The 12,155-nt window shown below is 37.2% G+C and carries 14 protein-coding genes and 1 pseudogene; 4 read left to right on the top strand and 11 right to left on the bottom strand.

Annotated elements, in window-relative coordinates; genetic code table 11:
* Positions 1-278 precede the first annotated feature (278 nt).
* Positions 279-563, bottom strand: a complete 285-nt coding sequence (locus C568_RS0124215; protein ID WP_003200455.1) for a post-transcriptional regulator — start codon at positions 561-563, stop codon at positions 279-281.
* Positions 564-781: 218 nt separating this feature from the next.
* On the opposite strand from C568_RS0124215, the gene spoVB reads away from it, so the two are divergent.
* A complete protein-coding gene (spoVB, locus tag C568_RS0124210; RefSeq protein ID WP_003200453.1) occupies positions 782-2,341 on the top strand; it encodes a stage V sporulation protein B in 1,560 nt (519 codons plus the stop codon).
* Positions 2,342-2,428: 87 nt separating this feature from the next.
* Here spoVB and C568_RS0124205 read toward each other — a convergent pair whose 3' ends face one another.
* Positions 2,429-3,085: a DUF421 domain-containing protein gene (locus C568_RS0124205; protein WP_018765902.1), complete on the bottom strand. Its 657-nt coding sequence runs from the start codon at positions 3,083-3,085 to the stop codon at positions 2,429-2,431.
* 114 nt (positions 3,086-3,199) lie between these two features.
* Between C568_RS0124205 and C568_RS0124200 the strand changes: the two genes are divergently transcribed.
* A complete protein-coding gene (locus C568_RS0124200; RefSeq protein WP_016116453.1) occupies positions 3,200-3,583 on the top strand; it encodes a TIGR04086 family membrane protein in 384 nt (127 codons plus the stop codon).
* 31 nt (positions 3,584-3,614) lie between these two features.
* Here the strand turns inward: C568_RS0124200 and yajC are convergent, their stop codons facing one another.
* The 6 genes from yajC to ruvA are packed head-to-tail and all read right to left on the bottom strand — an operon-like array spanning position 3,615 to position 7,949.
* Entirely contained in the window at positions 3,615-3,875 is a 261-nt protein-coding gene (gene yajC / locus C568_RS0124195) for a preprotein translocase subunit YajC (RefSeq protein ID WP_018782985.1), read from the bottom strand.
* A gap of 27 nt (positions 3,876-3,902) precedes the next feature.
* Positions 3,903-5,042, bottom strand: coding sequence for a tRNA guanosine(34) transglycosylase Tgt (gene tgt / locus C568_RS0124190; protein ID WP_018782984.1), 1,140 nt, complete (start codon positions 5,040-5,042; stop codon positions 3,903-3,905).
* A 14-nt stretch (positions 5,043-5,056) separates the two neighbouring features.
* Positions 5,057-6,109: a tRNA preQ1(34) S-adenosylmethionine ribosyltransferase-isomerase QueA gene (gene queA / locus C568_RS0124185; RefSeq protein WP_018782983.1), complete on the bottom strand. Its 1,053-nt coding sequence runs from the start codon at positions 6,107-6,109 to the stop codon at positions 5,057-5,059.
* 18 nt (positions 6,110-6,127) lie between these two features.
* A complete protein-coding gene (locus C568_RS0124180; protein WP_026008581.1) occupies positions 6,128-6,328 on the bottom strand; it encodes a DUF2905 domain-containing protein in 201 nt (66 codons plus the stop codon).
* Positions 6,325-7,326: a Holliday junction branch migration DNA helicase RuvB gene (ruvB, locus tag C568_RS0124175; RefSeq protein ID WP_003200439.1), complete on the bottom strand. Its 1,002-nt coding sequence runs from the start codon at positions 7,324-7,326 to the stop codon at positions 6,325-6,327. The genes C568_RS0124180 and ruvB overlap by 4 nt, the downstream gene beginning before the upstream one ends.
* Positions 7,327-7,331: 5 nt before the next feature.
* Entirely contained in the window at positions 7,332-7,949 is a 618-nt protein-coding gene (gene ruvA, locus C568_RS0124170; protein ID WP_016116459.1) for a Holliday junction DNA helicase RuvA, read from the bottom strand.
* A gap of 191 nt (positions 7,950-8,140) precedes the next feature.
* Between ruvA and C568_RS0124165 the strand changes: the two genes are divergently transcribed.
* Positions 8,141-9,085 carry an iron-hydroxamate ABC transporter substrate-binding protein gene (locus C568_RS0124165; protein WP_006096028.1) on the top strand — a complete coding sequence of 315 codons (945 nt, stop codon included), beginning with the start codon at positions 8,141-8,143 and terminating at the stop codon, positions 9,083-9,085.
* An 18-nt stretch (positions 9,086-9,103) separates the two neighbouring features.
* On the opposite strand, the gene C568_RS0124160 is transcribed toward C568_RS0124165, so the two are convergent.
* A complete protein-coding gene (locus C568_RS0124160) occupies positions 9,104-9,628 on the bottom strand; it encodes a BofC C-terminal domain-containing protein (protein ID WP_018782982.1) in 525 nt (174 codons plus the stop codon).
* Between the two features lie 458 nt (positions 9,629-10,086).
* Between C568_RS0124160 and C568_RS0124155 the strand changes: the two genes are divergently transcribed.
* Positions 10,087-10,521 (top strand): branched-chain amino acid ABC transporter substrate-binding protein, encoded by a 435-nt coding sequence (locus C568_RS0124155; protein ID WP_018765908.1) that lies wholly within the window; start codon positions 10,087-10,089, stop codon positions 10,519-10,521.
* Between the two features lie 71 nt (positions 10,522-10,592).
* Here the strand turns inward: C568_RS0124155 and C568_RS0124150 are convergent, their stop codons facing one another.
* Complete coding sequence (locus C568_RS0124150; protein WP_003200431.1) at positions 10,593-11,273, bottom strand: YhcN/YlaJ family sporulation lipoprotein; 681 nt, start codon at positions 11,271-11,273, stop codon at positions 10,593-10,595.
* Between the two features lie 141 nt (positions 11,274-11,414).
* A pseudogene (locus tag C568_RS34890) lies at positions 11,415-12,155 on the bottom strand (SafA/ExsA family spore coat assembly protein); the annotation flags it as partial.

The following is a 12,155-nucleotide window of genomic DNA, read 5'->3' as shown; positions in this document are numbered from 1 at the left end:
GTAACAACCATTTCTGTTTATTCACAGGCATTCCTTTACACTTCTGCATTTGTCTAGTTAGTAGGCTTCCTTTCTGTGAATTTTCAACTTTCATACTAGCCATATAGGCAAAACCTCAGTTCTACATTTTAGACGCTGGGCTGCAACCTATATCTTACTACAAATTTTTATGACTTCTGCTTCCTACCTCCTTTACTTAAAATCTCTGACATATACATTCCTCTTTATCAATACCTATCATTATACTGCAAAAGGAAGAACAAACCAATTACAGTCGGTTATTTATTTTCATATTCTTCAAATGACCAAAGTGGCGCTTGATACGCTTCTACTGTTAAATATGTCATATACTCATTTGCTGTTAATGTTAGCACATCATTCACAAGCTCATACAATCTAATTTCACTTTTTATTTTTTTCCACTTTTTACTTTTTAAACATTTCCAAATATCATTAACAGTCACTCGATCATAGCCAAACATTTGGAATTCTTCTAATTTGCTCTCTAAAACGACTTGTAACTGTCCGCGGTAAGCTTCTACCAAATCTTCTTTTTCAATCATACCATCACATCTCCTTCTGATTTCAGCACGAAAAGTCGCTTTTCATCCCGCTCTAATGGACAGCAATAACTGTCTTTAAGGGTTTTATCGCTCTGCTCTTTCCCATGAAAGTCTTACTTTATAAGCGCATCCTCTTAAATGCTTGTCATTCTTGTCTCATACGTGCATATAAATTATTGTAAATCATTCCATTGATTTTGAGAAGGTAGGAGAAGATCATGACGAGACAAAGCTTTTTACGAGGTGCATTTATTTTAATGCTAGCTGGTTTTATTACAAAAATTCTCGGGTTCATAAACCGAATTGTAATGGCGCGTATTTTAGGAGAAGAAGGCGTCGGTCTTTACATGATGGCTGTCCCCACCTTTATTTTAGCAATTACATTAACACAAATCGGACTTCCTGTTGCCATTGCAAAATTCGTTGCAGAGGCGGAAGCAGTAAATGACAAACAAAAAGTAAAGAGGATATTAACAGTATCATTAGCTGTTACATCCGTTATTAGTATTATCTTAACAATCGGCATCATGCTTCTAACGCCCATCTTAGCTGAAACTTTATTAACGGATAAAAGAACGTACTATCCACTAATGGCAATTTTACCTGTCGTTCCTGTTATTGCGGTTTCCTCGGTTTTGCGCGGCTATTTCCAAGGAAAACAAAATATGAAACCAAGCGCATATGCACAAGTGTTAGAACAAGTTGTCCGTATTACCATTATTGCCGTATGTATTCGGTTATTTTTACCTTACGGTGTTGAATACGCCGCTGCAGGTGCAATGTTATCAGCTGTTCTTGGGGAAGTTGCTTCTTTATTATTCTTACTTACTTTATTTCAGCGTGAAAAACATCTTTCTATACGAACTGGTTTTCTAAACACTGTCAAAGAAAGTAAACATACTTTTCATTCACTTATGGAAATTGCACTTCCAACTACAGGAAGTCGCTTAATTGGATCAGTCTCTTATTTTTTCGAACCAATTATCGTTATGCAAAGCTTAGCGCTAGCTGGTGTTGCGGCTTCAGTTGCTACACAGCAATACGGCATATTAAACGGCTATGCATTTCCTCTCTTATCATTGCCAGCCTTTATTACATATGCGCTTTCTACAGCACTCGTACCATCCATTAGTGAAGCAATGGCAAAAAAACAACATCGATTAGTAGAACACCGTCTGCAACAAGCGCTCCGCATTTCTTTAATTACTGGAGGGTGGTCAGTCGTTATTCTTTATGTATTTGCTTCACCTGTTTTAACTCTCATGTACGGTTCAGACAGCGCAACTGCATTCATTCAATTACTTGCACCATGCTTTTTATTTCACTATTTTCAAAGCCCCCTTACATCTGTTTTGCAAGCTTTAAACTTAGCACGCGCCGCGATGATGAACACGTTTATCGGAGCCATTGTAAAACTGCTCGTTATTTTCTTACTCGCTTCACGTCCAGAATTTCAAATGATGGGGGTCGCACTTGCAATTGCCGCTAACATTGTGACGGTAACATTCCTTCACTACGCTACCGTCTTAAAGAAAATTACATTTACAATTTACATGAGAGATTATATTTTCGGGGGAATTACGATTGCCATTGCAGGAGCTTTCGGATTCTATCTTCATAAATATATTGTTTTTTCACATTCACTTGGCATACAAACATTATGGGAAATTACACTAACCACTATCCTTTATATTCTGCTTCTTCTTATTTTTAAACTGATTCGTAAAGAAGAATTACGACGTATTCCTATTGTTCGTAAACTTTTGATTTCAAAATAAAGTGAAACTTTACTCAGTAGAGGATTCTCCATCCCCACTATCCGCAAATAGCTGGGTAAATAGGCTTGCCTCTAGTCTGGCAAGCCTTTACTTCTCTTTCACATCGACAAAAAACTGTCCATTTTGAAAACTACAATACAAAATTTTTTTCACATCGTTATGCCCTAAGTTTTTTAATTTCTCTACTAGCCAGCCATCCGAATGCTCAATCATCTGTAAATGTTTATATTGAATTTCCCCATCAATAATTAAAGGAAGCGAAAACAGCGGTGTATCATTTTTACTCTTCTTACTTTTTTGTTTTTGAAAGACAGATAATTTTCCAGATGGCTCTAAAATAGCATACTCTACATCTCTTATATCTCCAACTCCCTGCTCACGTAATTGCATCATTAAGTCGTCTATATTATAGCGTTGCTTCCGCATCTGTTTCTCATCAATTTTTCCTGCATTCACAATAACAGCTGGCTCACCTTCTATTAAATGACGAATACGCTGATTTTTTAAAGAAACCATCGATAAAGTTATTTGTACAGCCATGAGCAATACCATAGGAACAAGTTGATGCCAAAGAGACTTATCTGTATTTTCAATTGCGACCACAGCCATCTCACCAAGCATAATAAAAACCACTAAATCTAATACACTAAGTTCTCCAATTTCGCGTTTTCCCATAAGGCGAAAGATAATTAAAATCACAACATATAAAAGCATCGTCCGTCCAATTATCGATAGCCATTCCATTACTTTTTTCTCCTTTTTTAAACATTTTCTACTCATAGGTTTCCCTATAAAAAAGAAACTAGTCTAACTTATCAAAAATGAAAATATGCTTGTATTAAAAAGGGGGAATGCATAATGGATGGAACGAAAAAATTATCTACAGCAATCGGATTTGGGATTATCACTTTATTAATATTGGCCTCTATTACAAGTATGTTGATTGCTCTTTTATTAAAGTTTACAGATATAAGTGAAGGAACATTGGCTATAACCATTTTTATACTCGCTTTTCTTTCCATGCTCATATCCGGGTTTATCGCTGGCAAAAAAGCGCAAGGAAAAGGATGGTTCGTCGGATTCACAACCGGACTTATCTTTGCCATTCTTGTTTTTCTCGTTAACTACTTAGGCTTCTCTCACGCTTTATCTAACTCACAGCTTCTCTATCAACTTGGTTTAATGGGGGCAAGTACACTTGGAGGCATATTTGGCGTTAACATGTCAAAACGTACAGATTGAAAAAGCCCTGCATTCGCAGGGCTTTTTACTATTACTTCTTCACAACTTCACGAATCGCATTGCGATCGAATGTTAAGTGTGCACCACCAGATTTAACAACAATTGTAGTCTCATCTACTGATTCAATTGTGCCGTGTAAGCCACCGATTGTTACGATAGCATCACCTTTTTGGATTTCACTTTGCATTTGTGCTACTGCCTTTTGACGCTTTTGCTGCGGGCGAATTAATAAGAAATAGAAAATCGCAAACATCGCAACAATCATGACAATATTCATCATACCTGGATTCATCTTTTGTTCCTCCTTTTAAATTATGTATTAGAAGTTTTTAGCATTCGGTTTATTAAAGCCATATTGTTCAAAGAACTCTTCACGGAAATCGCCAAGACGGTCTTCACGAATGGCTTGTCTCACCTGCTCCATTAAGTTTAACAGAAAATGAAGGTTGTGATAAGACGTTAACCGAATTCCAAACGTTTCATCACACTTCATTAAGTGACGAATGTACGCACGAGAATATTTTTTACATGTGTAGCAATCACAATTTGGATCAAGTGGGCCAAAGTCTCTTGCAAACTTCGCATTTTTCACAACAAGACGTCCTTGACTTGTCATACATGTACCGTTTCGAGCAATACGAGTTGGAAGTACGCAGTCAAACATATCAATACCACGAATTGCACCATCAATTAATGAGTCAGGAGAACCTACCCCCATTAAATAACGTGGTTTATTGTCTGGAAGAAGCGGTGTTGTAAATTCCAGTACGCGGTTCATAATATCCTTTGGTTCCCCAACTGATAATCCACCTACTGCATAACCAGGGAAGTCCATTGAAACAAGATCTTTCGCACTTTGGCGACGAAGTTCTTCAAACTCTCCGCCCTGTACAATCCCAAATAACCCTTGATCTTGTGGACGTTCGTGAGCTTTTAAACAACGCTCTGCCCAGCGGCTCGTACGTTCTACAGATTTTTTCATATATTCAAAAGTAGCAGGAAACGGTGGGCATTCATCAAATGCCATCATAATATCTGAACCTAATGCATTCTGAATCTCCATCGCTTTTTCTGGTGATAAGAATAACTTGTCTCCATTTAAGTGATTACGGAAGTGAACCCCCTCTTCTTCAATACGACGGAAATCACTTAAACTAAACACTTGGAAACCACCAGAATCCGTTAAGATTGCACGGTCCCAGTTCATAAATTTATGTAATCCACCTGCCTCACGTACAATTTCATGACCTGGACGAAGCCATAAATGATACGTATTACTTAAAATAATGCCAGAATCCATCGCCTTTAACTCTTCTGGTGACATTGTTTTAACTGTCGCAAGTGTACCAACTGGCATAAATGTTGGTGTATCAAATGAGCCGTGCGGTGTATGAACGCGACCTAAACGGGCACCCGTTTGTTTACATGTTTTAATAAATTCATAACGAATTGCTGTCATAGATTTACTCCTTTTTATTTACTTCTTTCTTTAGCATGAGATGCAACGAACATCGCATCACCGAAGCTAAAGAAACGGTATTTTTCTTTTACTGCTTCATTATAAGCATGAAGGACATTTTCTCTACTTGCAAATGCACTTACAAGCATAATTAATGTTGATTTTGGCAAATGGAAGTTTGTAATTAAACCGTCAATTGCTTTAAATTCATATCCTGGATACATAAAAATATCCGTCCATCCCGATGTCGCACAAAGCTTACCATCGTGATCTGTAGCAATTGTTTCTAGTGTACGTGTTGACGTTGTACCAACAGTAATAATACGACCGCCGTTCTCTTTCACACGATTTAACAAATCTGCTGTTTCTTCTGACATATGATAATACTCAGCATGCATATGGTGTTCTTCAATTGTATCCGCAGACACTGGTCTAAATGTACCAAGGCCAACATGAAGCGTAATGAATGCTAAATGAACGCCTTTTTCCTTCAATTTCTCTAATAATTCTTCTGTAAAATGAAGCCCAGCTGTCGGCGCTGCTGCAGAACCAATTTCCTTCGCATATACCGTTTGATAACGATCACGGTCTTCCAGTGTTTCTTTAATGTATGGAGGAAGCGGCATTTCTCCAAGTTCATCTAAAATTTCATAAAAGATACCGTCATATGAAAACTCAAGCTGGCGGCCACCTTGATCAGCTGTTCCAATGCAAGTTGCTTTTAACTTTCCTTCACCAAAAGAAATGATAGTTCCTTCTTTTACACGTTTAGCTGGCTTTACAAGCGTTTCCCACTTATCTCCATCTTCTTGCTTTAAAAGAAGCACTTCAATATGTGCACCTGTATCTTCTTTCACACCATGCAAACGAGCAGGCATAACTTTCGTTTCATTTAAAACTAAACAATCACCCTCATGTAAATAAGAAAGAATGTCAGTAAAATGCTTATGCTCTATATCACCTGTTTCACGGTCTAACACCATTAATCTTGATGTTTCGCGCTGTTCAAGCGGCGTTTGGGCAATGAGTTCTTCTGGTAAATGAAAATCAAACAGATTAATATCCATAACTATATCCACCTATTTCTATTTAAATCGATTTATGATATACATAACAAAAGATAATACAATACTTAACACAATACATGTAATGATCGGAAAATAAAAGGTAACGTTTCCTTTTTTCACAAAAATATCGCCTGGAAGCCTTCCGATGAACTTCCAAGCTACTCCAACGACAATGAGAAGAATACCAGCTGTAATAAGCAGCTTTGGCATATCCGTCATACCCCTGGCATATCCATTCCGAAATGTTCATAAGCGAGTGGCGTTACAATTCGTCCTCTTGGCGTTCGTTGTAAAAACCCAATTTGTAGTAAATATGGTTCATACACATCTTCAATCGTCGTAGACTCTTCCCCAATTGTCGCTGAGACCGTTTCTAATCCAACTGGACCACCACGGAACTTTTCAATAATACCAAGCAATAATTTATGATCGATATGATCAAGCCCTAGTTTATCGACTTGCAATAGTTCTAATGCCATTTGTGTAATTTCCATCGCAATCGTTCCATCGCTTCGAACTTGTGCAAAGTCACGAACACGTCTTAGTAACCGGTTTGCGATACGCGGCGTACCTCGTGCACGCCTTGCAATTTCTAAAGCAGCTAATGAGTCAATTTCAACTTCAAACACTTCTGCTGTACGCTCTACAATCGCTGATAGTTGATCTACTGTATAATACTCTAACCGTGATAACACACCAAAGCGGTCACGAAGCGGTGCTGATAATGCACCAGCGCGCGTTGTTGCGCCAACCAGCGTAAACGGCGGTAAATCAAGCCTTACTGAACGTGCTGATGGGCCTTTCCCAATCACAATATCAAGACAAAAGTCCTCCATTGCTGGGTATAGTACCTCTTCAATTGACCTATGCAAACGATGAATTTCATCAATAAATAATACATCACCAGGTTGAAGCGCCGTTAATACTGCCGCTAAATCTCCTGGGCGTTCAATTGCTGGACCTGACGTCGTTCGAATATTAACGCCCATTTCATTGGCAATAATATTCGCAAGCGTCGTTTTCCCAAGTCCTGGTGGCCCGTATAATAGTACGTGATCCAATGTTTCCTCACGCATTTTCGCTGCTTCAATAAACACTTCTAAATTATGTTTCGCCTTATCTTGGCCAATATATTGACGGAGCGTCTGTGGCCGTAACGAATATTCTAAGTCCGCATCTTCATATGCCGATTCTCCTGAGAGAAGACGTTCGTCCATTCTACTCACCTCTTACCATTTAGTAAAAGACTAAGTGCCTTTTTAATATACTGATCCGTCGTAAGTGATTCTTTTAATAACTCCGGTACAACACGAGAAACTTCTCGTTCTGCATAGCCAAGTGCACGAAGTGCCTCAAGCGCTTCATCAAGCTCAGCTGATGAACCCTTCTTCTCGTCGAAACGTTCTACATCTGAGAATAAATCAACAAACGCATCTGGTACAACATCAGCTAATTTTCCTTTTAAGTCTAAAATCATTTGACGTGCAGTTTTCTTTCCGACTCCCGGGAATTTCACTAAGAATTTTTCATCCTCATGTTCAATTGCTTGCACGACCTGCCCAGTTTGACCAGAAGCTAAAATAGCAAGTGCACCTTTTGGTCCGATTCCTGATACACCTAAAAGTTTTGTAAATAACAAACGCTCTTCACGTGTCTTAAATCCATAGAGCGCCATAATATCTTCTCTCACATAATGATATGTATATACACGAATTTCTTGCTTACTTCTTTGAAATACATATGGATTTGGCGTAAAAATTTGATAGCCGATTCCATTATGATCAAGAACGACATATTCTGGCCCTACATATTCCACATAGCCTGTAACATATTCAAACAAAATACGATCTCTCCCTCTCAAATCATGTATTCCATTTTAACATATTTAATGATAGAAAAGCGAGACTACCCCAACAAATGTTCTCTATTTAGCTTTTTCATTTTTTTCATATTGACAGAACAACATAAAGCAAATTAATATTACAAAGACGATAATGATTATCAATATTAATTAAAGGGGGGTACATAAAGGTGAAACGCAATCTATCTATTCTATTTACTCTCATTCTTGTTATTTTTACCATTGTTGGTTGCTCTTCTAAACAAGAAGAAGCACAGCCAAAAGAACAACCGAAAACAAAAGTTGTAAAACATGCAAAAGGTGAAGCTAAAATTCCGACAAACCCAAAAAGAATTGTCGACTTATCTGGATCATCTGAAGAACTATTACTTCTTGGTCATAAACCTGTTGGTACAGCTAACACGTATAAAGATAAAATCCAAGATCATTTGCAAGAAAAGCTGAAAGATGTAAAAGCAGTTGGTTGGTACTGGGCACCTAAAGTTGATTTAGAAGCGGTTACTGCTTTAAAACCAGACTTAATTATTTTAAACAACCGTCAATTGAAAATTTATGATCAATTAGCAAAAGTTGCCCCAACAGTTGTTCTAGAAACAAACTTAGAAAACTGGCGCGACAAATTTAAGGAAGTAGGCAAACTATTTGACGAAGAGAAAAAAGCAGATAAATGGATTGCAGACTACGATAAAAAAGCAGATTCCTTATCTAAAAAAATTAAAGAGAAAACAAAAGATGAAAACTTTATGTTCCTTGCTGTAACACCGCAAAACTTCCGTGTATATGGTAGCTTCGGATATGGTGATATTCTCTTTAATGACTTAAAACTACCTGCAACGAAAGGAACAGATTTAAAACAGACGATGGCACAAGTATCATTAGAAGGCCTTGTTGCATTCCAGCCTGATCAAATGTTTATCGTAAACTTTGGTGGCGAAGCAGATAAAGTGTTCGATGACTACAAAAATAGTGCTGTTTGGAAAGATAACAAAGCTGTAAAAAATAATCATGTTTACGAAGTAAGCAATGAAGTCTTTAACACAAAAGCATTCAACCCTATCGGCAAAGATATGCTAATTGATGAAATTGCAAAACAAATTTTAGATAAAAACAAATAAGAAAACCAGCAGCTCACATCAGCTGCTGGTTTTCTTATTTTGCACTGCATACTGCTTCATTTTCTCAATCGTCTTCACAAAACGCTCTTTTGACTTGATACGAATACCACGTTTTAGCTTTGCACGATCATAACTTTCTAGCTTTTTCATATCAATTTGGAAGAATGAGTGAATCGCATTATCACTTTTTGGTACACCGTTAAAAATTTGCAGTATCCCCTCATTGGAAACACCAAAATACCCACTCGTTTTAAGTAGTGGTGAAATATCATCCACCTTTTTTTGCAGTACAATTTGCGTATCATCACGATCGACAAGCTGCCATTCTTTATACTGCTGAAGAAAATGTTCTAAATTTGCTACTTTTTCAGTGAAAATTTCCTCACTTACCTCTCCATCTACATACATACGCTCTAATAGAATCGTAACTTGAGGTTCTTTTTGCGTAACCTCTAATGCAGAAGCCGCAGCTATCACACTTGATTCATGATATAAACAAAACATAGCGATTACAACTTGAACTGCAACCATCATGAATTTCATTTCCGCTCACCTCTTCTAAGCAAAATAAAACTTCCGTTTGTAGTTTTTCCGGAAATAGAAGTTTTATCCATAGTAACAGCGGTGGTTATTTTTAATGAAAATAAAAAATGCAGGTAAGGTGTAATCCCTACCTACATGAGTCATTTACTTTTATATAATAAGAAAGACGCCTGCACATAGCAGGCGTCTTGATGCGTTTACGGCGAGAGACCAGGCGGCCACATCCGCGTGTTTAGCACTTAAGCATATCTCTCGTCTTACGTAAATTAGCTCATCGCTTTGCTAATATAACATTAATGTAAAAAGAACGCAAGCTAAACATAGAAAAATTTTATTAACTTTTTATAACAGTATTTATTCCTATAACCATTAAAGTAAAATATAAATTGATTATTGCAACATATATGTTACAATAAATGTAGATACAATGAAAAATCTGGTAAACAGGAGTGAGTATATTGAAAAGAATAAAAGATGAACGTTTAATCCTTCAAAATTTAAAGAACGTTCGAATTGCCTTTCTCTTTCAATCAATTGGTATAATGGGCATCTTAGGGTATATTGGCTTCAATGAAGGTATAGATCAAATTACAAAATCTCCACTATGGTTATTATTCATACTAACAAGTATACTTCTAGCCTATTTACAAATGGGAATCTCTATTGATGCAGAAGAAAATGAAAAAGAAATGAAACTAACGCCTTATTACAAACTTGTTTTACGCTCTGCTATCGTAGGAATCATTTTTGCTATTATTTATGTTATTTTCAGCCCTGAAAGACCGCTATGGGAAGGCATTCTTATGGGAAGTATTCTCTTCTTATGCTTTTTAGCTTCTTATTCTGTTGGTTACTTTATTAAAAAAAAACGTATGCAGGATATTGATGAATGACTTTCTGCATCGCTATTTTAATATTTATGAAAGTAAAAAGGGAAAGGCCGTAAACCTTTCCCTTTTTTTTGTTATCGCACTGTACCAGTAAGACCAGCACGAACGTCTCGGAATAAATCTGATATGTCACGATTTAAATTGTTTGTAACTGTTCCGCTGCGCAGACGCGTATTCATCGCATCTACACGTTCAAACATATCATTTTTTACTGTTACATATACATTTCGGTTTTTCACGTCATTCGCAACTGCTTGACGGATTTCATTTGCCATTGCCTTTTCATCTGTCACTGGATTGCGTGGTTTCACTGCAATAACTACATCATTTCCACGCACAACTGTAGAAACACGATCCACATTATTCATACCCTTAACACGATTTGTAATTCTTTCTGCAGTTTTACCATCATTATTAATGTATGAATTATTCATTGTAACGTTACGAGTTGGATATGGATTTGCCATTTGACCGTGGTAATTTACATCACGGTAGTAGTTATATCCAACATCATTACGACGATCATATACATTATCTGTAACTCTATTTCCATTTCGATATGTTACATAATCTGTATATCGATCTGTACGTGCTACATTATTTCTGTATGGTTGTGTATCATAATAAGATGTACGTTCATAATTGTAGTTCGCATTGCGCCCATCCATCGCACTTTTATTCTTAGGTGTACCACATGCAGCTAATGCACTGGTAACTAACAAAGAAGCGGCAATAATTTTAATTTTTTTACTCAATATAAAAACCCCCCTTGTTAGGTTGAACTTCTCTCTCGAAAAGCTCCTTCTTATAGTGAGTAACAAAGGAGATTTTTACACTTGTTAATATTTCACTAGGAATTTTCTAACACGACCTCTTTATTGTTAACGCAACTCTCTCTACTCCTCATCTTCTGCAAGTGGTTCTCCAAAAATCTCTGGTGGATCTTGCTGATAATTCATCGCACCTGGCTGCGGTGCATATGCGACTTGAGCTGTTGGATAATATGGAGAATTAGGATAATATGGCCCACCTGGCTGTGGACTATATAAATTTCTTTCCTCACCACATCCACAATCTTCTTCTGCTGGCATCATTTGTGGAACATTATTACCAGCTTGCGGTTGGTATGGCATTGAAGTATGTTGCACTGGCATTTGGTGCGGCATTATTGGCATACCTTGTGTATGTGGCATTTGATAATACGGATTTTGCTGTTGTTGATATGGCATTTGATAATATGGATACTGTTGTGGCATCATTTGCGATTGATATGGCATCGGTATTTGCTGCGGCATCATTGGCGGTGGTTGATTATTATCCATCATTGGCATGATATTCGGCATTTGGTTACTATCCATCATTGGCATGATATTCGGCATTTGATTATTATCCATCATCGGCATGATATTCGGCTTTTGGTTACTATCCATCATCGGCATGATATTCGGCATTTGGTTACTATCCATCATCGGCATGATATTCGGCTTTTGATTATTATCCATCATCGGCATGATATTCGGCTTTTGATTATTATCCATCATCGGCATGATATTCGGCATTTGGTTATTATCCATCATTGGCATGATATTCGGCATTTGGTTATTATCCATCATTGGCATGATATTCGGCATTTGGTT

The organism is Bacillus sp. 95MFCvi2.1 (assembly GCF_000374965.1).
GTDB classification, from domain to species: Bacteria; Bacillota; Bacilli; order Bacillales; family Bacillaceae_G; genus Bacillus_A; species Bacillus_A pseudomycoides.
This window is presented reverse-complemented; position numbering and strand designations above follow the sequence as displayed.

Bases quoted from the DNA above. Each gene is read 5' to 3' on its own strand.
- C568_RS0124215 (WP_003200455.1), bottom strand. From the start codon at position 563: ATGATTGAAAAAGAAGATTTGGTAGAAGCTTACCGCGGACAGTTACAA.
- spoVB (WP_003200453.1), top strand. From the start codon at position 782: ATGACGAGACAAAGCTTTTTACGAGGTGCATTTATTTTAATGCTAGCT.
- C568_RS0124205 (WP_018765902.1), bottom strand. From the start codon at position 3,085: ATGGAATGGCTATCGATAATTGGACGGACGATGCTTTTATATGTTGTG.
- C568_RS0124200 (WP_016116453.1), top strand. From the start codon at position 3,200: ATGGATGGAACGAAAAAATTATCTACAGCAATCGGATTTGGGATTATC.
- yajC (WP_018782985.1), bottom strand. From the start codon at position 3,875: ATGAATCCAGGTATGATGAATATTGTCATGATTGTTGCGATGTTTGCG.
- tgt (WP_018782984.1), bottom strand. From the start codon at position 5,042: ATGACAGCAATTCGTTATGAATTTATTAAAACATGTAAACAAACGGGT.
- queA (WP_018782983.1), bottom strand. From the start codon at position 6,109: ATGGATATTAATCTGTTTGATTTTCATTTACCAGAAGAACTCATTGCC.
- C568_RS0124180 (WP_026008581.1), bottom strand. From the start codon at position 6,328: ATGACGGATATGCCAAAGCTGCTTATTACAGCTGGTATTCTTCTCATT.
- ruvB (WP_003200439.1), bottom strand. From the start codon at position 7,326: ATGGACGAACGTCTTCTCTCAGGAGAATCGGCATATGAAGATGCGGAC.
- C568_RS0124160 (WP_018782982.1), bottom strand. From the start codon at position 9,628: ATGAAATTCATGATGGTTGCAGTTCAAGTTGTAATCGCTATGTTTTGT.